22 protein-coding genes are annotated in these 19,850 nt (G+C 36.7%); 8 read left to right on the forward strand and 14 right to left on the reverse strand.

The genetic code is table 11. From position 1 onward, the window contains the following. Positions 1-99: 99 nt before the first annotated feature. Positions 100-876, forward strand: a complete 777-nt coding sequence (locus tag OEV98_RS15020) for a tyrosine-protein phosphatase (protein ID WP_263074176.1) — start codon at positions 100-102, stop codon at positions 874-876. Between the two features lie 300 nt (positions 877-1,176). Here OEV98_RS15020 and OEV98_RS15025 read toward each other — a convergent pair whose 3' ends face one another. The 8 genes from OEV98_RS15025 to OEV98_RS15060 all read right to left on the reverse strand — a co-directional run bounded on the left by OEV98_RS15025 (position 1,177) and on the right by OEV98_RS15060 (position 8,863). After that, positions 1,177-1,386 carry a hypothetical protein gene (locus tag OEV98_RS15025; RefSeq protein ID WP_263074177.1) on the reverse strand — a complete coding sequence of 70 codons (210 nt, stop codon included), beginning with the start codon at positions 1,384-1,386 and terminating at the stop codon, positions 1,177-1,179. 825 nt (positions 1,387-2,211) lie between these two features. After that, on the reverse strand, positions 2,212-2,373 hold the full coding sequence (locus OEV98_RS15030; protein ID WP_263074178.1) for a hypothetical protein: 162 nt from the start codon (positions 2,371-2,373) through the stop codon (positions 2,212-2,214). 223 nt (positions 2,374-2,596) lie between these two features. Beyond that, on the reverse strand, positions 2,597-3,031 hold the full coding sequence (locus tag OEV98_RS15035) for a hypothetical protein (RefSeq protein WP_263074179.1): 435 nt from the start codon (positions 3,029-3,031) through the stop codon (positions 2,597-2,599). Between the two features lie 143 nt (positions 3,032-3,174). Then, positions 3,175-4,695, reverse strand: a complete 1,521-nt coding sequence (locus OEV98_RS15040; RefSeq protein ID WP_263074180.1) for a malate:quinone oxidoreductase — start codon at positions 4,693-4,695, stop codon at positions 3,175-3,177. Positions 4,696-4,925: 230 nt separating this feature from the next. Then, complete coding sequence (locus OEV98_RS15045) at positions 4,926-5,153, reverse strand: hypothetical protein (protein ID WP_263074181.1); 228 nt, start codon at positions 5,151-5,153, stop codon at positions 4,926-4,928. 127 nt (positions 5,154-5,280) lie between these two features. Further along, positions 5,281-5,709, reverse strand: a complete 429-nt coding sequence (locus OEV98_RS15050) for a hypothetical protein (RefSeq protein WP_263074182.1) — start codon at positions 5,707-5,709, stop codon at positions 5,281-5,283. Between the two features lie 157 nt (positions 5,710-5,866). Next, positions 5,867-6,616, reverse strand: a complete 750-nt coding sequence (locus tag OEV98_RS15055) for a hypothetical protein (protein WP_263074183.1) — start codon at positions 6,614-6,616, stop codon at positions 5,867-5,869. 144 nt (positions 6,617-6,760) lie between these two features. Beyond that, a complete protein-coding gene (locus OEV98_RS15060) occupies positions 6,761-8,863 on the reverse strand; it encodes a choice-of-anchor I family protein (protein ID WP_263074184.1) in 2,103 nt (700 codons plus the stop codon). 293 nt (positions 8,864-9,156) lie between these two features. Here OEV98_RS15060 and OEV98_RS15065 point away from each other — a divergent pair, with 293 nt between their 5' ends. The 5 genes from OEV98_RS15065 (at position 9,157) to OEV98_RS15085 (ending at position 12,797) form a co-directional block, all read left to right on the forward strand. Continuing rightward, on the forward strand, positions 9,157-9,927 hold the full coding sequence (locus tag OEV98_RS15065) for an SDR family NAD(P)-dependent oxidoreductase (protein WP_263074185.1): 771 nt from the start codon (positions 9,157-9,159) through the stop codon (positions 9,925-9,927). A 1,303-nt stretch (positions 9,928-11,230) separates the two neighbouring features. Continuing rightward, complete coding sequence (locus OEV98_RS15070; protein ID WP_263074186.1) at positions 11,231-11,749, forward strand: CBO0543 family protein; 519 nt, start codon at positions 11,231-11,233, stop codon at positions 11,747-11,749. Between the two features lie 57 nt (positions 11,750-11,806). Continuing rightward, positions 11,807-11,965 carry a hypothetical protein gene (locus OEV98_RS15075; RefSeq protein WP_263074187.1) on the forward strand — a complete coding sequence of 53 codons (159 nt, stop codon included), beginning with the start codon at positions 11,807-11,809 and terminating at the stop codon, positions 11,963-11,965. 59 nt (positions 11,966-12,024) lie between these two features. After that, complete coding sequence (locus OEV98_RS15080; protein WP_263074188.1) at positions 12,025-12,177, forward strand: hypothetical protein; 153 nt, start codon at positions 12,025-12,027, stop codon at positions 12,175-12,177. A gap of 134 nt (positions 12,178-12,311) precedes the next feature. Beyond that, positions 12,312-12,797 carry a hypothetical protein gene (locus tag OEV98_RS15085; protein ID WP_263074189.1) on the forward strand — a complete coding sequence of 162 codons (486 nt, stop codon included), beginning with the start codon at positions 12,312-12,314 and terminating at the stop codon, positions 12,795-12,797. 42 nt (positions 12,798-12,839) lie between these two features. On the opposite strand, the gene OEV98_RS15090 is transcribed toward OEV98_RS15085, so the two are convergent. Then, complete coding sequence (locus OEV98_RS15090) at positions 12,840-13,418, reverse strand: hypothetical protein (RefSeq protein WP_263074190.1); 579 nt, start codon at positions 13,416-13,418, stop codon at positions 12,840-12,842. Between the two features lie 89 nt (positions 13,419-13,507). Between OEV98_RS15090 and OEV98_RS15095 the strand changes: the two genes are divergently transcribed. Both OEV98_RS15095 and OEV98_RS15100 read left to right on the forward strand, forming a co-directional pair. Beyond that, positions 13,508-13,711, forward strand: a complete 204-nt coding sequence (locus OEV98_RS15095; protein WP_263074191.1) for a hypothetical protein — start codon at positions 13,508-13,510, stop codon at positions 13,709-13,711. 52 nt (positions 13,712-13,763) lie between these two features. Further along, positions 13,764-14,318 carry a GNAT family N-acetyltransferase gene (locus OEV98_RS15100; RefSeq protein WP_263074192.1) on the forward strand — a complete coding sequence of 185 codons (555 nt, stop codon included), beginning with the start codon at positions 13,764-13,766 and terminating at the stop codon, positions 14,316-14,318. 53 nt (positions 14,319-14,371) lie between these two features. On the opposite strand, the gene OEV98_RS15105 is transcribed toward OEV98_RS15100, so the two are convergent. The 5 genes from OEV98_RS15105 to OEV98_RS15125 form a co-directional block, all read right to left on the reverse strand. Next, on the reverse strand, positions 14,372-15,493 hold the full coding sequence (locus OEV98_RS15105) for a histidine kinase N-terminal domain-containing protein (RefSeq protein WP_263074193.1): 1,122 nt from the start codon (positions 15,491-15,493) through the stop codon (positions 14,372-14,374). A gap of 275 nt (positions 15,494-15,768) precedes the next feature. After that, positions 15,769-16,095, reverse strand: coding sequence for a nucleoside triphosphate pyrophosphohydrolase (locus tag OEV98_RS15110; protein ID WP_263074194.1), 327 nt, complete (start codon positions 16,093-16,095; stop codon positions 15,769-15,771). 129 nt (positions 16,096-16,224) lie between these two features. Beyond that, entirely contained in the window at positions 16,225-17,001 is a 777-nt protein-coding gene (locus OEV98_RS15115; RefSeq protein ID WP_263074195.1) for a DUF6339 family protein, read from the reverse strand. Continuing rightward, entirely contained in the window at positions 17,001-17,846 is an 846-nt protein-coding gene (locus OEV98_RS15120) for a hypothetical protein (protein WP_263074196.1), read from the reverse strand. Before OEV98_RS15120 ends, OEV98_RS15115 begins: the two co-directional genes overlap by 1 nt. Beyond that, positions 17,836-19,779, reverse strand: a complete 1,944-nt coding sequence (locus OEV98_RS15125) for a hypothetical protein (protein ID WP_263074197.1) — start codon at positions 19,777-19,779, stop codon at positions 17,836-17,838. The genes OEV98_RS15120 and OEV98_RS15125 overlap by 11 nt, the downstream gene beginning before the upstream one ends. Positions 19,780-19,850: the final 71 nt, after the last annotated feature.

Below are 19,850 nucleotides of genomic sequence, written 5' to 3' on the forward strand. Positions count from 1 at the left end.
TCAGAAATTTCTTTCACCCTACGAAAAATCATGCTACTCTATTAAAGTATTAAATGTTTCAATTGTTAACAAAATATGAATAAAGTCGAGGTACCAATAATGAAAAATGTGTTACAAGTTGTACCGTTAGAAGGTTGCGTTAATTTTCGGGATTTAGGTGGCTATATGACGAAAAATGGCGAGCGCGTTAAAAGCGGGATGCTTTTTCGATCGGGAAATTTAAGTGAATTGACAGAGGCTGATCGTAGTCTATTACAGCAAATGGGGATTCAGAAAATTTTAGATTTGCGTGGATTCGATGAGATTGAAAAATTTCCAGACCCCAAAATTAATGACTGTACTTGGCATCACACTCCTCTATTTGCCGATGGAAGTGAGCTAGCTCAAGTAGATAGCGATTCCTCTTTTGCAGATATATTACGTAGAACAAAACCAGGTGAATTATTGCTAAAGAAAAATCAGGATATGGTTACATATAAAACATCGTTTCAACAAATTTTTCAGTTATTATTAGATACGCCGGATTCCCCAACATTATTTCATTGTATGGCAGGTAAAGACCGGACTGGAGCTATTGCTGCATTAATCCTTGCAGTTCTTGGAGTTCCTCGGGAAACAATAGTAGAAGATTATTTGTATACAAACGAAGTAGTTGACCAGTTAAATGCACATTTTGATCGTATCGGTTATAATGATCTGCCAAATGTTGAGCAAGCTGTTATTGATGCATTAATGGAAGCTCGCAAAGAGTATATTGATGCCTTTTTAGATGGGATTGAAATTACCTTTGGTGGGATTGAAAACTATTCGAAAGAAGTGTTAAATTTATCTACGGAAGAAATTACGTTATTGAAGCAACATCTATTAGAAAAGTAGATCAATTACTGGGAGACGGAAGGTTGGGAAAATTTCCAGTCTCCGCTCCCTTTCTTTTTCCAAAAACACATTAGACCTTATATGAGCTCACATCTTTTTAATGTCAAATATGTATACGTAGCAATTAAGTCTTTACTATCTTTCTTCAGGACATGGACATATGGTTGTGTTTTATCGACATAGTCCCATAGACATAGTCCCATACTTTTTCAAATAATTCGTAACAAAATTGAATCGTTTCGTCGCTCATGTTCTGCTTTTTTAATGGAATGCCAGCTTGTCTATTTTAGCTACGATATTTTAGTAAGTTTCCCCGTCCATCCAGAAATAAAATAAATTATGCTCCCCGTGGAAAAATGTTGGAGATTTTTGTGGGGTGAGAAAACGATCGACTACGTCTATCAATCGGGTTTCTCCTCCGGTTTTTGGTACAGATTCCTTTTGATGGCTTCTATCTATAGGATTTTTCCTCTGGTGTTTGCTTACTTTCCTTTTGATGGGTTCTATCAATAGGATTTCTCCTCCGGTGTTGGTTCAGATTCCTTTTGATGGCTTCTATCTATAGGATTTCTCCTCCAGTTTTTACTCACTTTCCTTTGGATAATTTCTATCTATAGGATTTTTCCTCCGGTGTTTGCTCACTTTCCTTTTGATGGCTGCTATCTATAGGATTTTTCCTCTGTTTTTGGTTCAGATTCCTTTTGATAGCTTCTATCTATAGGATTTCTACTCCGGTTTTTGCTCACTTTCCTTTTGATGGCTGCTATCTATAGGATTTCTACTCCGGTGTTTGCTCACTTTCCTTTGGATAGGTTCTATCTATAGGATTTCTACTCCGGTGTTTGCTCACTTTCCTTTGGATGCGCCTTATCTATAGGATTTTTCCTCTGGTTTTTGCTCACTTTCCTTTGGATGCGCCTTATCTATAGGATTTTTCCTCCGATTTTTGCTCACTTTCCTTTAGATTGGCCATATCTATAGGATTTCTCCTCCGGTTTTTGCTCACTTTCCCTTTGATGGCTGCTATCTATAGGATTTTTCCGCTGTTTTTGGTTCAGATTCCTTTTGATGGCTTCTATCTATAGAATTTCTACTCCGGTTTTTGCTCACTTTCCTTTAGATGCGCCTTATCTAAAGGATTTTCCCTCCAATTTTTGCTCACTTTCCTTTAGATGCGCCTTATCTATAGGATTTCTCCTCCACTTTTTGCTTACTTTCCTTTGGATAACTTCTATCAATCGGATTTCTCCTCTGGTTTTGGTTCAGATTCCTTTTGATGGCTTCTATCTATAGGATTTCTCCTCCGGTTTTTGCTCACTTTCCTTTTGATGCGCCTTATCTATCGGATTTCTCCTCTGTTTTTGGTACAGTTTCCTTTTGATAGGTTTTATCTAAAAGATTTCTCCTCTGTTGTTGTTCACTTTCCTTTTGATAGCTTCTATCTATAGGATTTCTACTCCACTTTTTGCTCACTTTCCTTTTGATGCCCGTTATCAAACGGATTTCTCCTCCACTTTTTGCTCACTTTCCTTTGGATGAGCCTTATCTATAGGATTTTTCTTCCATTTTTTGCTCAAATTCCTTTTGATCCGTCCTATCAAACGGATTTCTCTTCCATTTATTACTTACTTTCCTTTTGATAACCCCTATTAATAGTATTCCCCTTAGATTTCATATTCGAACTCAGCTTCATCATGTATTTCAGCGGTAGTCTATTTCGTTATTCTCCTGTTAAAATTAAGTCTCGTAATTGGTTCGTACTTGTTAGGGTTGATACATATGTTTGCCCTTCACCTGTTGCATAATCCACCATATACATAAGGGTGGATTTCTCGTTTTTTTCTCCTAACCATATATGTATTGCGTGACTAGGGGATCCATTGCGATAATTTACCACTACATCATAATCTGGCTTTGTACTAACAACATTGGATTCTCCTCTTTTTGCACTAGTAATCGCAGTTTCAAATAGTAGAATCGACTCGGAATCATTGAAGGTGTGCATAATATCTTCATTCATTTCTCCTGCCCCGTTCGATATTGCTACATCTATTGAACTAATTTCTTCCTCTAATAAGACCATTTGATTGTCCGTACTACAGCCAGTTATAAATAAAATTCCAATGAAAAATAAAACAGCAAAATAATACTTCAACAATATACCTCCATTCATATGATATTTTACTATATAAATTCACTATATTTAGATAAATAAAAAATACACGAGTGGAATTCTCAAAAAAATAGAACCTTTCATCCAATGAAAGATGAAGGTTCTATGAAACTAGTATATAAAAATCAGCTTAATACGGAAGCTCTTTCGCCATGTACTGCTTCTTTTTCATTTAGGCGAAGCGTTTCCGCTGTTTCTGTTTGAACTTTTTTCAAAAGATCTGGGTTTGCTAGTAGTGATGCCCCGTAGGATGGAATCATTTCTTTAATTTTTGGCTCCCATTCATTCAAATATTGCGGGAAGCATTTTTCGATTACTTGAAGCATCACGTGAACAGCTGTAGATGCACCTGGAGAGGCACCGAGTAATGCTGCAATCGAGCCATCCTTACTGCTTACTACTTCTGTACCGAATTGAAGGGTTCCTTTTCCTCCTGCTTCGGTGTCCTTAATTACTTGCACCCGTTGTCCTGCAACAATTAAATCCCAATCCTCTGCCTTCGCCGTAGGAATAAATTCGCGGAGCTCCTCTATACGTTTTTCTTTCGATAGAAGTACTTGTTGGATTAAATATTTCGTTAACGCCATTTCTTTCACACCAGCTGCTAGCATTGTTAACACATTGTGCGGTTTAACGGATGTAATTAAATCAAACATCGAGCCTGTTTTTAAAAATTTCGGAGAGAATCCTGCAAACGGTCCAAACAATAATGACTTTTTGTTATCGATAAAGCGTGTATCCAAATGTGGAACCGACATTGGCGGTGCTCCAACTTTTGCTTTACCGTAAACTTTAGCATGATGTTGTTCCACAATATCTGGATTATTACATACCATAAATAAACCACTTACAGGGAAACCACCAATATGTTTACCCTCTGGAATACCAGATTTTTGCAGTAAATGGAGACTTCCACCACCCGCTCCAATAAAAACAAATTTAGCAGTATGATAGAAAACATTTCCATTAGCATCACGTACCTTTAATTCCCAGTGGCCGTCACTTGTGCGTTTAATCTTTTTCACTTGGTGCTGATAATGGACATCAACATCATTATTCTTTAAGTGATTAATTAACATCCGTGTTAATGCACCAAAGTTTACATCTGTACCCGAATCAATTTTCGTTGCAGCAATTGGCTCATTATCTGCCCGGTCCTGCATGACAAGTGGAATCCATTCATTTAATTGCTCTGGATCCTCTGAATATTCCATTCCTTGGAATAATGGGTTGTTTGATAGCGCTTTAAATCTTTTCTTTAAAAATCTAACATCCTCTTCGCCTTGGACTAAACTCATATGTGGCAATGGTCTAATAAAATCCTGTGGTTTTTCGATTAAATTACTGTCTACTAGATAGGACCAAAACTGCTTGGAAACTTGAAATTGTTCATTTATTTTAACTGCTTTACTAATATCAATGGAACCGTCGGATTTTTCCTCTGTGTAATTCAGTTCACAGAGCGCGGAGTGTCCAGTTCCTGCATTATTCCATTCGTTAGAGCTCTCCTCACCTGGAGACTCTAGTTTCTCAAACATTGTCATTTTCCATTCCGGTACTAATTCCTTCAAGAGTGTCCCTAATGTCGCACTCATAATGCCGGCGCCAATTAGAATGACGTCTGTTTTCGTTCCCCTGTTGCTCATATTTACCCCTTCCTTATACCGTAAAATTCGCAAAAAGATGGTGGCACCCCTTGTTTCACACTAAGCAATAGGTGAATCTCGTCACACACCTTCTTACTTCATTATAACGCTTTCCTTTTTTATTACAATTAGATAGATTAAAATATTTACTATTATATGATTATTATAACATATGGAAATTGTAATAACAGGAGAAAGTGTTTCCCATCCTTTCACTGAAAAATGCTAATTTACCTTCTTGCTTTTAACCAAATAATAATTACTAGCAATGCGACGATAAAGCCAATTGGAAAAAGCAAAATGCTTATTCCTAGCGAGATGGCAAATATAAAAAATGAGCCTAATAATCCAAGCAGCCCTGAAATGAATCCAAAAACAATTTTTAACAGTCCAATGAAAAGTTGAGTAATTGGCCAAATAAATAACAGACATAGCAAAACGATAAGAAAAATATACATAAGACACTTCCTCTCGTTGGTTTTTGAAGATATAAAAAGACCTAGAGATAGTATATTCATATCTCTAGGTCATGGATTGTTGGTTTGACTGGCTATATTTTTTTCGGCGTCTCTCTTTGTTGATTGGCTATGATTTTTTCGCTAGAGTTTTGACATCCTCCGGTTTATAGGTCAATTCAATTTTCACCATGTTGCTGTTAGGCTGCTCGATAATCGTCCAATTTTTCGCAATCGTTTGCTTGAGTGATTGTCGGTCTTTTTCCGAAATTTGGTGTATTTCTAGATAATCGCCACAGTCGTCAAAATCTTCCTGTTCTAATAGGCAATATTTCAAACGCAATAAATTTTTTAATGCCCCTTTTGTAAGAAAACTAATTTGATAGCCTTCCTGAATCATTGCTTTTACTTTCTCTTGATTGTTTTCATAAAACGTAATAAGTGTCTGCCAATCTGGAATTCCTTCTCCGTAGGCGGAAAATACCGTTTCATCAGCAGTCTCCAGCATTTTTAGCATCGCTTCATTGGAAACGCCATGCATACGGATTCTTTCAATCATTAGTGCGTAATTTAAGGCAACGGTAACTATTAGAAAAACCCCTCTCTTTTGTAATTTTCATTATGGTCGAGTTATTTTTCCTGACCAGCTGTACTCTTATTATCCTATTCACGGAATTTTTCGTCCATTAATAAATTGGAAATTCTCTTAAAATATTTTATTTCGTTGGTAAATCTGAATAAATTGGATTTTTTCCGTCCCAATTTTTTGGAAGTTCTTTTTCTATTTTTTTATCGGTAAGCGGCCAATTGCTTGTTTCATATAAATAGGGAAATTTTTCTAATGCATTATAGCCCGCAACCGTTAAATTTTTCAATGCTACATTTGTAAAATAAAGTGGAATTTGTTGTGCTTGATAGCGGGCAATCCAACGACGAATTTCCTCGATATCCTTCATCCCAAAATGAACAACGATCCATTCACCTGCATCGGTTTTCCCTTTCATCGCAAAATCGACGCCCACAAAATACGTGCTCCGTCCATATTTACTCGGTTTATCCAAGAGAAGATAGCGCCCCATTGTGACACTTTCCATTTCACGAAAGGGTAAAAAAAACGAGCGGAGTTCTAATGTTTTCCGATTTTTAATTTTATAAAAAAATCCGTCCTCACGAAGCTGAAAGGTAGCTTCATGTAATAGTAGTTTGTAAAACCGATAGGCGAAATAACCAAAAGCTGCACAAATAATCCCTGCATAAAGTAAGACAAGGAGGCCCGGTATTATTTGCATTTCCATAAATCGAGCAATTGCTACACCAATCATAAAAACGACAAATGCTGCTGCGATGAGGAGCATAATGATTACTGTACACTTATAAGCAACAGATTGGCGATTGGAATATGTATAATCTGCTTGTTGTTCATAAGAATCTTGGTAGCGATAAAATTCGTCTAACGCTTGCACCACACATCTCCCCCTCTTCTTCACAAACATATACGAATCAGGATCGATTTTGTTTCAAGCAAAATTCAGTAAATTGATCGTATGAATCGAAAAAAGACTATCTGCTTCACTTCAGCAGACAGTCTCTTTATTCGGTTAATTTTATCCTTACGCTAGTGACTTCCTTTTCCAAATAACTACATAAGCAATTCCGCTAATGATAAGTAAAGAGCTACCGATGATAAGCAATTGATAATGATTGGTTGCTGTATTTGGTAGCTTCTGTCCTTCTGAATGTTCTTCTGGTGCTTCCGGCAGTTCAGCTGTTTCCTCTGGCGTTTGTTCCGGTTTGTTAGCCACTTCTTCTCGCTCAGTGACAGTAATGGTTGCAGTTGCAACATGCTTACCATCTACAGTAGCTACTGCAATTTCTGTACTACCTGCTGCAATGGCGGTAACTTCCCCGCTTGGTGTAACGGTTGCGATGCTGTCATCACTGCTACTCCAAACAACCTCCTTGCTTTCGGTTGTTTCAGCAGGTTGAATGGTAGCAGATAATGTGAAGGTCTCACCAACCTTTAAATCTACTGTTGTTTGATTTAATGTTATACTTTCAATAAGTTTAATTGGAGCAGCCTGCATTTCATACACCGCAACTGTTCCACTTACTTCATTTCCAACGATAATAAGTGGCCTGCCAGTTGTGCTTGCTTCAGCGGAAACAAATTCTAATCCTTCTGGTGCAACATCCCCTGCAATGACGTCCGAGAAATCTCTTGTATTGATATAGTTTGCAAATTTAGCCTCAGATGGATTCGTAATGTTATATGTCATAACGCCGCCGATTCTTTCTAATCCGACGAATGCATAAACTTCCCCATTTACTATACCTACTTTAACATCTTCAGGCTCTGGACCTTTTTTTGTACTTCGTTTTTCAAAAGCATCATCATCATTTGACCAGTTAAAATAATCTGGTAATCGCTCTGCTGTAATTTTTTCAAAATCACTGCCACTATCAAATACTTGCTCCATTGTATCTGCACGCCAAATCGAAACAGAACGTCCACCTAGTGTATAAATGGCGTCGTTTCCACGATCTGTCAATACTTCTAGCTTATCGTAATCGCCAGATTGCAGTATTTTATCAAATGCGGCTTCTGCCTCTTCTGGTGTCATCCCTTGAAATAGGTTTGGGTTAAGATTGTGCAATTGATCCTTCACATCTCCAAGATCTGCAATATTAACGAACTCTTCCCATTCGGTTGCATCTCCTTCATTAGCAGTTACTAAATATTCGACTCCGCCAACATTGTAGGAGGCAATTCCATCTGGCATATAAGCGCCTAAAATTGGTAATCTTTCCAACTCGATTTTGTCATTTCTTGCTGCATCTAGCTCATTTCCTGGTAGGGAGTGATCCTTGTAGCCAAGCGATTTTACTGCTAAAACTTTTCCTTCTTTAATATCAATTGTCGCGATGGCATTGTTTTCTTGTAATGTTACATATGCTTTTCTGTTGTCACTGGAGACCGTAATGTATTCTGGCTCAAAATCATGAACGGCATCTGCTTTTGTACCGTTGTTACGGATAAAAACATCATCATCGATGACCGATTGATTAGAAAACTTCACATATGTAACTTCTCCTGTGCTTACGTCTACAATGGATACCGAGCCTTCTGGGTCTACTCCTTCTTCAAGTCCTTGACGTGGTTCGGCTTCATCTGCAGATAAAATGTATTTTCCATCTTTTGTAATGGTTACCATATCTGGTTGTACGCCAGCATCATATACCTTTTCGATTTCGCCATCATAGTTCATAACTACGAGCTTCCCTTGCTTGCTGTAATCTTCATCTTGCACTGCAGCTACAATAATATCCAAATCATTATGTAAAGCAATGCTTGTCATGTCCCCATAGTGGAAGGTATCGGTATTAACTGCATCCCCAATATTGATTGATTTTTCCTTCTGAAGATTTTGGACAGAATCGGTTGATGTTAAATCTTGTAAGCTGACGATATCGATTGTTTGACTTTTGCCATTGATTACGTAAAATTTCTTATTTTCTGGGTTGTATTTGACGATTTCTGCCACACCGCCATCTTTGTCGCTAAGACCTGTGCTGTAGCCTGCTATTTTTTTGATAGCGACCGTATCTGGAATTGCTTGCTTTGCAGCAGCTGCAAAAGGTATTGTGGAAAATAATAATGCTCCGACTAATGTTACTTTCGACAATGTCGTAAATTTCTTTTTTTCGATCTTCATCCCTAATCCCCCTTGATTATAATATTCACTCTATTGAAAAGATTACTAGATTTGTTTTTCAGGAGTGTTTGGCTTGTGTAAATTGTTTGTGTTCGTTTTGTAAATTTATCGTGAATGATTCATTTGCAGATGAATACTACTATTTTTAGTGTGATTCTTTCTAGCAATTAATTTGGTATTACGATGACACCATATTTTTTTATGATTTAATAACTATTTTCATCATCTTTTAAGTAGTATAATAAAATGCTATAATGTAAACGATTACAAAAATAGTTTGAGGAGGATGTTACATGCACGATTTTTCTGGGAAAGTGGCGGTTGTTACTGGTGGGGCTTCTGGGATTGGACTTGCTATTGTCGAACGGTTATTAAAGGCTGGGGCTAAAGTTGCGGTTGCTGACTTAAATGAAGCGAAATTGAGAGAATTAGAAGAAAAAAGTAACGGACAAGTAATTGGAGTTGTAACGAATGTGACGAAGCAAGCTGACGTTGCAGCATTGGTTCAACAAACGGTTGATCGTTTTGGTGGATTAGACGTTGCTTTTAATGTTGCAGGGGCTTCGAGAGCTGGTGCGATTATTGATCAAAGTGAAGATGATTGGGATTTTACAGTAGATTTATGCTTAAAAGGTGTGTTCCTGTCTGTTAAGCATGAAGCAAGATATATGAAGGATCATGGCGGCGGTGCGATTGTAAATGTTGCATCACTTAATGCCCACGTGCCAATGCATTATGGCAGTGCCTACTCCTCTGCTAAAGCTGGCGTTGAAATGTTAACGAAAAACGCGGCACTAGAGCTAGCAAAATATAAAATTCGCGTCAATGCGATTCTACCAGGTCTTGTATCAACTCCATTAACTGCAGGCTTAACAAGTGTGGATGCTATTTATGATGCTTACATGGAACGGATTCCGATGGGACGCCCAGCAGATCCAGATGAAATGGCTGGTCCAGCATTATTTTTAATTAGTGAGGATGCATCTTATGTCAATGGTGCGAGTTTATTGGTTGATGGTGCCTGGGCGGTGAGTGGCTATCCTGATTTAAGTAAGTTTATGTAAGAATTTCGTTAACAAGGATTTGCCTATTTTATTAAATTGGTGGGGAGTTATTGGAAATACGACCAGCTCCCCATATTTTTTCGGTTTCGTTTGGATACTGAAAAAATTTTCTTTTCTACTATTGATAGCTGCTATGAATAGGATTTTGACTGTTGTCTGCTTGCAAAATCACGTTGGTGTCTAGGATTCTTATTGGTTTTATCGGGCGAAATTACGTTAATATACTTTCTCTAAAGGAATCTTATTGGGTTCTGCGTGCAAAATCCTTTTGATAGCATCTCTCTATAGGATTCATATTGGGTTCCTCGGGTGAAATCCTTTTGATGCTCTCTCTCTATAGGATTTTTATTGGGTTCCTCTGGCGAAATCCTTTTGATACCCTCTCTCTATAGGATTCTTATCGGTTCCATTGCTCAAAATCCTTTTGATTCACTCTCTCTATAGGATTTTCATCAGTTTCCTCGGGCGAAATCCTTTTGATACCCTCTCTCTATAGGATTCTTATCGGTTCCATTGCTCAAAATCCTTTTGATTCACTCTCTCTATAGGATTCTTATCTGCTTCCTCGCTCAAAATCCTTTTGATTCCCTTTCTCTATAGGATTCTTATCTACTTCCTCGCTCAAAATCCTTTTGATTCCCTATCTCTATAGGATTCTTATCTGCTACCTCGCTCAAAATCCTTTTGATACCTTCTCTCTATAGGATTTTTATCGGTTCCATTGCTCAAAATCCTTTTGATTCCCTTTCTCTATAGGATTCTTATCTGCTACCTCGCTCAAAATCCTTTTGATACCTTCTCTCTATAGGATTTTTATCGGTTCCATTGCTAAAAATCTTTTTGATTCCCTTTCTCTATAGGATTCTTATCTGCTTCCTCGCTCAAAATCCTTTTGATACCTTCTCTCTATAGGATTTTTCTCAGGATTATCGCTTAAAATCCTTTTGATTCCCTCACTCCATAGGATTCTTATTGGGTTCTTCGCTCAAAATCCTTTTGATTCCCTTTCTCTATAGGATTTTCATCAGTTTCCTCGGGCGAAATCCTTTTGATACCCTCACTCCATAGGATTCTTATTGGCTTTTCACCTAAAATCACTTTGATACACACTCTCTATAGGATTCTTATCGTACCCATTGCTCCAAAATCCTTTTGATACACTCTCTCCATAAGATTCTTCCCGTCTCCTCCATTCAAAATTCTTTTGATAATTTCAACACACTTAATTACTCAACAAAATCATTTCTATTTTTACATAAATATCTTTCCATTCGCCTAAACTATTCATTAGGGAGTGAATGATATGCAAAACAAAACGGTTGATAAAACGATTGAACTATCTGCTTGGACTGTCACGATTCTTTTGTTAATAAAATTTGTGCCAAAGCGTCGTATTCGCGAAGCAATTATTCCTTTTTTCTTTAAGCAATGTATTACTTGGATTTTTGGGCTAATGGTAGTGGAAAAACGATTAATTTCCTATCCGATTCGCTTATTTTTCAACCGGGCGACAAAATCAAGCTTCACATTTGAATATTTTGTTTATCCATCATTATGTGTTCTATTTAATCTCTACTATCCGAAAAAATCGAACAACGTACAAAAGCTACTGTATTATTTTTTCCATACTGCCATAATTACTTGCTTTGAAATATATGCTGTAAAATTTACGAAGCTTATTAAATATGACAAATGGTCATGGTATTGGAGCTTTGCTTCGATATGGGTTACTTATTATTTATCCCATATTTTTTACCAATGGTATTTTAAAAACGGGGTGTCCAACAAAAAAATGGTGACCTCTGCGGAGCCATCTTCCTAATTTACAATGCCTACTTTTCTACCCTTTTGGCACTTACATAGAAAGGATGAGCTACTTTTGCTAAATTTCATCACAAGTCTTCTTGCCTCTAGTCTTACGATGAAGCATAATTTAGCTTGGCATCGACGGATATTATTGTTCTCGATTCCGTTGGTTATTATTTTCGGATTTGTTCAAACGGAATACATTGTGCATCGAATAAAAAACAGTAAATAATTATGCGAATATATTCTCTTCATCTAGGCATTCTAACTTCTGGATAGGAGGTGAATGGAATGCCCGCAAAAAATGAAAAACAAAAAGAAAAATCCACTACCAATAATCCCGGTTCTGGTACTGCATACCATAACGAGCATGCTGGTTCCATTGAAGGCTATGGTGAAATACATGTGCAGGATGCAACCAATATGAAACAAGATAAACAATAAAATTTCTTTAGAGTGAATGTATTTTTGTTCACTCTTTTTATTGTGCAAACCGCCATCACAGAAAAAGTGAAAACACTTCCACATAATATTTGTCTTGTTGTAAAAGCTAAAAAAAACGGAAGGAAGAAGACATCATGTTTGTAGTGTTAATTAGAATTTTATTACTTTCTACATGGGCTACTTTATTTTTTGTTCCGAAAAAATCTATCAAACGTTTTTTACCAGTTACAACGATGTCCGCATTTTTAACCATGACGACTGTTTTTATCGGTAGCTATTTTAACTTTTGGGAAATTAAAGGTGGAAATAAAGCGAGAATATATAACTTGTTAAGTTTACTCGTTGGTGCGTTTTCTGTTGGTACTTTATGGATTTTCAAATGGACGTATGGAAAGTTTTGGTTATATTTACTAATAAACGTCGCGCAAAATATATTGTATGCCTTTCCGATTATAAGCTTTTTCGAGAAGATGAATTTTATCAAATATGTGAAGTTTACCCGTATCCATCATCTCATTGTATCCTTAAGCTACTCCCTGATTCTTTACGTATATCAATGGTTTTTAGAGAAACCTTATACGAAAGGATTAAAATTTTTAAATTTACAAGCACTCAGATGATGAGGGCTTTTTTTGTTTAAAGTATGGGGAATCTAGGCCACCCTATAATCGATCCCATGCTTTTTTTATATCTTCTTTCAATAATGCTTCCATCCCACCATCATCAGGCACAGCTTCATCCCAGTTGTTGCCAAACATTTTATCTAGTTGATTCACAATAAATTTTACCTCATACCAGCGGTTTTCTTTTATTAGAAGAATGATATATGCTAATCGATTGACCATAAACTTGTTTAAAATCTTCATATCGGCGTCAGTAATGTTTTTACTCCTATCTGCATGAATAGCTTCTATCGGACCGTTGCGAAAGGCAAAATGGGTGATTGCCTTTGCAATTTTCGTAACATTATCTTCTTGTAAAAGTTCATTTTTAGCGGTTTCATTCAGTTCCGCTGGTATTTCATCCATGAATTCTTCTAAAATAGAATGGCGAATGGTTATCCCGTGTTTTTTTCTGAGATAAGCGATCTTGGAAGGCTTTACATCAAATAAATTCGCAATCCTATTGTTTGGGATTTCCTCTTCGATAAACAGCTTCCACAGTAAATCCGGCGTCAACTGTTCTAAATGTAATGTTTCTCCATTCTTTTTCCTTAATAAAAATTCATCATACAATCCCATTTCTTTCACTCCTATAGTTAATTTTGCTAGTTCTATCGTTTATAATAAAAGAAATATTGGATAAGAGCATCGTTGAGGGGGAACTCTATTTGGACAAAATAAAAGCTCTACCAGAGAAAACCGCATTCATAATCGGTATTATTTTATCTGTAAGTAGTTCTTTATTATTTTTCCCTATTGGTAATTGGATAATGTTCGTGTTAGGTGCCATTTGTTGTATTTTAGGGATATTATTTATTCTCCATGCAGCTAATAAAAGACAAGCAAGAATCGGGAAGAATCATAAGGATTGATTTTTTCCCTTGCGAAATTAGTACATAATCATGACAAGTAGGAGAAATCGATATGAAGATAATAACCGTAGACAGCTGGGATGATGCGATTTGGAAGGATGCTGCACCGCTTTATTTCGAGGCTTTTGGCAATAAAGGTGCGAAGCCGGAAAAAGTGATTAAAAATATGTTTGCCAAACAGATTGCAGAGCTACACGTTGCATATAAAGATTCGGTTGCCGTTGCAATGGCTATAACTGGTACGCTTGATAACGATAAGGTAATAATCATTGACTATTTGGCGGTTGCTAAAAAAGAACGAGGGCATGGCTTAGGAAAATACTTCGTTCATTATCTTCGAGAAAAGGCAGCATGTGAGCGATTCAATAAAATTATAATTGAAATAGAGTCTGACGTTACCCCCGAAAATAACAGTCGGGTTCGTTTTTGGCAAGCATGTGGATTTTTGCTTACAACATATGTCCACCACTATATTTGGGTACCGGAAACGTATCAGGCGATGTATTTTCCGCTCGTACTAGACGAAAAGATGCAAACAGGTGAGGAATTGTTTATTTTTATCAATCGTTTTCACGGCTTATCGTTTCGTGGAGCTGGAGAGAAATAACGTGATTTTCAAAAAGTGGGGGCTCGTTCTTTATCCCCCACTCCATTTAGTCGTCACATTTGAAAACTTGGGAGCTTTATTTCAAACGTAGTTAATTCATCCTTTGATGTGCATTGAATTGTACCGTTATTTTTTTCTACTATTTTTTTACATACATACAAGCCGATTCCGGTACCTAGTTTCTTCGTCGTGTAAAATGGTTCGAAGATGATTTTTGCTGCTTCAGGATTAATGGCTGGACCATTATTGGAAACTTTTATGGTAATTTGCTCGTTGTCCACCTTCGAATGAATGATAATTTTTCTTTTGTTTACTTCTTCATATACTGCATCTACGGCGTTCATTAGTAAATTTAGTACAACTTGTTTAAGCTCATTTCGATCCCCTTTTACCTTCGCATGCTCATCGATATTGGTAATTACTTCAATATTTCCATCAACAAGACTCGGGTATAGGAAATCTACAACTTCATCTAGCAGTATTTTAACGGGAATTACTTCTTCCTTACTATCGGACACTAATTTCATTTTGGACGTATGTAGGAATTGTGTGATTCTAAAATTTAGTTGATCTAGTTCTGAGCTTATGATATTTAAATATGGTAAAGAAGGATATTCATTTTTTAATAAACTAATAAATCCCATTATGGATGTAAGTGGATTTCGGAATTCATGTACAAAGCTAGACGACATTTGTCCGAGAATCGCTAATCTGTCCTTATGTGTTTGTGTAATGAACAGGGTCTTTTCCTGGATCTTTTTATCCTTTAATTCGGTATAACGGGAAACCGCATAATAGCAAAATAAATCAAACTGGCGATTGATAAGGTCAATGATAGGCTGCAGTTCCTCGAGTGGAATACCAGATTGGTTAACATATTTAATAATGATGCTTCTTCCGATATTTACATTATAAACAAATTCCCCAATATTGATGTTAGCATCTGTTCGTTCTTGAGCTACTTTATATGCCAATCCTTTAAGCTCATCCTCCGTAATGTTATTCAATATAGAGTTTGTGATGATCCGATACATGAAATAACCATTTTTTTTGATCGTTTCGATACTATCTTCATCGGTATGTACAATAATTTGTTTTTCCCAAATGTCCAAAAAGACATCTTCATTCTCGCTGAGAAATTTCCCTAATTTCACAAAGCTATTATCAATTTGCACATAATCCCCCATACCATCCGAGCCTACCTTCTTTTAAAATAGCATTTCATAATGATAGTATTCATCTTATGAAATATATTTAATTTTCGTAAATATACAAGGAAAATATACCATACAATTCAGTATTTATATACTATTATTTTGATAAAGTTTCCGGCAAACTGGATGGAAGGGATTATTTAAAAGAAAAACAGCTAAATACTATGTATACCGCAAATGATAAGAATGATACTCCTCGCAAAAACAGAAGGAATAACGGCGAGGATTCTTAATCATTACTCCCCTTTTTCCATTACTTTTTCTAAAATAATTCGTTCTTTAAATCCGCCGCGTTTGGCGAATTTATCTGCCTTCATTGCTAAAACCTTTTCCATATTTAGCTGATAGGCGTGCGCGATACTATCGATTACTTCTAATATATCGGCAAGCTCTTCTTCATTCGGCGTTTCTTGGAATTCCTTTAGCTCTTCTACTAATTTTTGCAGTAGTAACAGCTTAACCTCTGCTTCGGTCGTGATGTGGGTGAATGGTAGATTATTTTCTTGCATAATTATTTCTGGAATTTTATCGCGCACTAGTTTGTTGTAGATTTTTTCTGGCATGTGTCATATTCCCTTCCCAAATATGTAATAAATAAAACCACCCTTTTGCAAGAGTGGCCGTAATGCACCAAATATTCTCTCGGATTTTGTCAATCTATGCGTTTTCCCGAGGAATAATTTTTCATATGGCTACACGAATAAATTTTCCGTTTCAAACAAATTCTCATAGCCATAGTACCTACATAAATATTTACCTACCATTTGTTCAATTTCCTCGGTCGTTAGCATATCTAGTATCATCGCCGCTCCGACGACATTTAAATATTTGTTAGCTTGGACAAAGTGATCACGTTTAATGCTTATCCCATTATCCCGAAGCTTCACAATTGCCCTTAATATTCCTCTAGTAATATTTGAATTAGATGTGAAATTACTAGAAAAGAAGACAACACTTCTTGCGGAAAAATCGCTTTCCGTAAAGAAATCGGTTAGCCAATATGGATTTTCCTTATTTGTTTCATCATAGGTCATATAGCCAACCCACCAAAGCCGAGAAATAATTTGTACAAATAGCGAACGTTTGGCACCATTTCGGAAAAATAGGGAAGTATTTATCCTTTTATCGTTTCGATTATCCATATCCTTTTTCATCCGGTAAAAGGCATAATCTTTAAACTGTAAATGTGCTAGCCCTGCCCATAGCCTTTCTTGTGTTGCTTGTGTAACAGTTAAATGCTTTAAGGCATCATAAATATGTTTTACGTTCTCACGATCACTTACGGAATAATTCTCATGAAAATTAAATGCAGGCAACTCAAATTCGATATTTGATTCCATAATTCTGCCCTCTTCAGCAAAATAACCACGAAACCATGGAGAATCTTTTTCATAATAATATTCCTTATAGGCGTCAAAATTCGTTCGTAAATCCATCAATGTATCATCGGAGATAAATTTTAGCTTCATTATTCATCACCTCTGCTAATTTTCTCAATCTCTTCAAAGCATGCTTTATATGGTTTACGTAACACAAGCTGTGCTGCCTTTAACGCAGACAAGGAATCTGTACCAACATCCTCTAGACGATATTGGTTATCGGCAAATATCTTTTCTAACACTTGATACCAGGTATACCCCTCGAGGTCCTCTCGATTGGAAGGGATTTTTGAAAAAACATAAACTAAGCTCGGAACAATGACTGCTGCTAATATTGTATTTTTCAGGCGAGACTTCGAGTTTGCTGCATACTGATTGTATTCATATTCCGGAAGCTCTATCGTAATATTATCGGAATGGATATCGACTTCCATATATTCTTTCTTCAACGATTTCCTAATCGTGACAATGGATGGGAGATCTAATAGTTCGGTATTATCCTCAAACAAATTCATTTCAATAGCTTCGCCAATTGCGACAATGTTTCCTTTTTCTAATGTAAATGAAAGGCCCTGGAACCAGTCGTTAAAACTAGCGTTTGTGTATGTTGCTATTTTTTCATTGGCAATTATGTACGAGTGAATTGTAACCTTCCCTCGTAATTTATTACTTGGAATGGCAATTTCCAATCTTTTGCTTTCTGATGGAAAGACATTCCGGTAGCTCGTTTGCCCACATTCCAAATGAAGCAGGTATGCACATTGCTTTTCCTCTATTAATCTTTGAATCTCTTGATTAATCAGTTCAAAAGTAGCCGCTATTCTCACTTCACCAAATGATTCGGCGACATCAATTGTCGTGTGAAAGGAAGAATCCGTATAGTCATCATTATTCATATATAGCACTGGATATGGATACGATGTACTAATTTTCATATAGTACCACCTCCATTACACAGTAATCGGAATAATCGACACCTACATCTAAAATAAAATTCTTTTTCGCCTTTAAGGAATTTAAGTAAATCGTATCTCCACTAATGCGATCCACCGTGACACGTCCATCATTTGTTTCGGCTGTTTGTACTGGTAATGCAAAATTACTTTGTTCTCCTAAAATGGTAAACACTAATCGAGCACTCGCTAATGATTTCGTAGGGGTAATCATAAATCGATATTTTCCTTCTGCTTTGTTTGTACAAATATATCGGTGTGTCATTTCAATAGGCTGTGTGCTTGGCTTTCGTTGGCGCTCCTGACGAGTTTGACCAGGTTCTTCGGGATCCAGTGTGTTGGTGCCATCTGGTTCTGTTAAACCGCCACCATCTATTCCTCCTTCTGCATGCTTCCCTGTTCCATTGCCGCCACGATTACCACCAGGAGTAATACCAAATTCCCCTATCAATTGCTTTTCAATATCTACTTCATTTGTCGTACCCTTTGGTTTTTCTTGCAGCACTTCTTCCTGTTTCTTTTCCTTCTTAATAATCGACTTAATCGTACTACTTAATGTTTCACGACGCTTTGCTGTTGCATCTGTTAGTCTTGACTTATTCGGAAGAAAGTCACTTAAACCGGTAGCATCCATGCTATCCGTGATTTTTTCCTGAAAATGTTCCTTCACGGTATTCCGGATAAACTTCCGTAAGTCTTCATAAATCCGTTTGGCTAATTTTGGATTTTTCTCGTATCGTTCGGGAGACCATTCATTGTGGGCAGGGTTTTCCATTTGTTTAAAAATATTGTTCATATTCGTACCCGTAATCATGAGAAGTCCTGTAAAGGAAATGCTGCCACTAATATTCTTTTGCTCAAAAATGCGCATGCCTGTCTTTCTTGTCATCAGCACTCGTCGGTTTAAATCCTCCCCATTCAACAAATATAGGTTTGCCTCTCCCTCATCAAAAGCAATATCACGAGTATATTTTTTCGCAGGATAGGAAATTTTGATTGTATTATTCGATGTTAAAAGCAGAAAATAATTTTTTACTATTATATTTTCCTCATTATCTTCAAGCCCTAATATCAAATCCGTGATATTTTGATCATTAATTTCAAATCCATTGATTTTTACCACTAATTTCTTTTGATATACGGTAATAAAGAAATTGAACAGTACCGATTTACGAATTTCCTCCTCCCAATTATCTACTGGATGAAAGCCTGATACATAAATATCGGTCCCTGTTTCCTTCCTCGTAAAATTAGGATCTAGCGAAAATTTCCCCTGAATCGCAGTTGAGTTTTCATTTGTCGTAAAATAGCCATTTCCTAATGTGTAGGAATTCACGTCTTTTTGATAGGACATAATATTTGCCACGCCGATATAAGACTCATAGCCTGTCATATCTTGTGATGAATAAAAGAGCGTACGTAGCTTGGAGTTTAAAAATGGGGCAGATTTCCCGATTCCGAAACTACCACCCGAGCTTTCATTCTTATTGGAAGAACCCGCTTCCTTTACTAAAGAGCTCCATGGGGTGCCAATTTCTCCACTATCCGCTCCCTCTAATCCTTTCGTATTGAAATCACTAATTCGTAAAAATGGAATATGATCCATATGCATTTGACTAATCGCACTTCTTAAAAACTCTTCACTCTTTTGGTTTCTACCCTGCCAAGTATCCTGGCATTTATATAAAACATCAATAAATTCGCTCCGATTCGGAAAACGGTCAGAGTGTATTTGAAATGTTTGAAACTCCACGATGACCGGTTTTTTATTATCCTTTACTGCATCTAATGAATTTTGACATATTTCCCTTGTCAATGATTCTAATGCGTTACCGCGGAACGTCTCTAATCCTGCATTGTTAATGGAGTTAATTAATCCTCCAGTTGCTGCCGGAAAATTCCAAAAAGCGTTCAACAATATCCCCCTCTTCTTCCTGAAAACAAAAAATATACTTATATTTTTCTAATATAATAATAATTTTACCA

The organism is Perspicuibacillus lycopersici, from assembly GCF_025660475.1.
Lineage (GTDB): Bacteria > Bacillota > Bacilli > Bacillales > Caldibacillaceae > Perspicuibacillus > Perspicuibacillus lycopersici.

Coding starts and splice junctions, on each gene's coding strand:
- OEV98_RS15020 (WP_263074176.1), top strand. CDS start 100: ATGAAAAATGTGTTACAAGTTGTACCGTTAGAAGGTTGCGTTAATTTT.
- OEV98_RS15040 (WP_263074180.1), bottom strand. CDS start 4,695: ATGAGCAACAGGGGAACGAAAACAGACGTCATTCTAATTGGCGCCGGC.
- OEV98_RS15045 (WP_263074181.1), bottom strand. CDS start 5,153: ATGTATATTTTTCTTATCGTTTTGCTATGTCTGTTATTTATTTGGCCA.
- OEV98_RS15050 (WP_263074182.1), bottom strand. CDS start 5,709: ATGATTGAAAGAATCCGTATGCATGGCGTTTCCAATGAAGCGATGCTA.
- OEV98_RS15060 (WP_263074184.1), bottom strand. CDS start 8,863: ATGAAGATCGAAAAAAAGAAATTTACGACATTGTCGAAAGTAACATTA.
- OEV98_RS15065 (WP_263074185.1), top strand. CDS start 9,157: ATGCACGATTTTTCTGGGAAAGTGGCGGTTGTTACTGGTGGGGCTTCT.
- OEV98_RS15070 (WP_263074186.1), top strand. CDS start 11,231: ATGCAAAACAAAACGGTTGATAAAACGATTGAACTATCTGCTTGGACT.
- OEV98_RS15080 (WP_263074188.1), top strand. CDS start 12,025: ATGCCCGCAAAAAATGAAAAACAAAAAGAAAAATCCACTACCAATAAT.
- OEV98_RS15085 (WP_263074189.1), top strand. CDS start 12,312: ATGTTTGTAGTGTTAATTAGAATTTTATTACTTTCTACATGGGCTACT.
- OEV98_RS15090 (WP_263074190.1), bottom strand. CDS start 13,418: ATGGGATTGTATGATGAATTTTTATTAAGGAAAAAGAATGGAGAAACA.
- OEV98_RS15100 (WP_263074192.1), top strand. CDS start 13,764: ATGAAGATAATAACCGTAGACAGCTGGGATGATGCGATTTGGAAGGAT.
- OEV98_RS15110 (WP_263074194.1), bottom strand. CDS start 16,095: ATGCCAGAAAAAATCTACAACAAACTAGTGCGCGATAAAATTCCAGAA.
- OEV98_RS15115 (WP_263074195.1), bottom strand. CDS start 17,001: ATGAAGCTAAAATTTATCTCCGATGATACATTGATGGATTTACGAACG.
- OEV98_RS15120 (WP_263074196.1), bottom strand. CDS start 17,846: ATGAAAATTAGTACATCGTATCCATATCCAGTGCTATATATGAATAAT.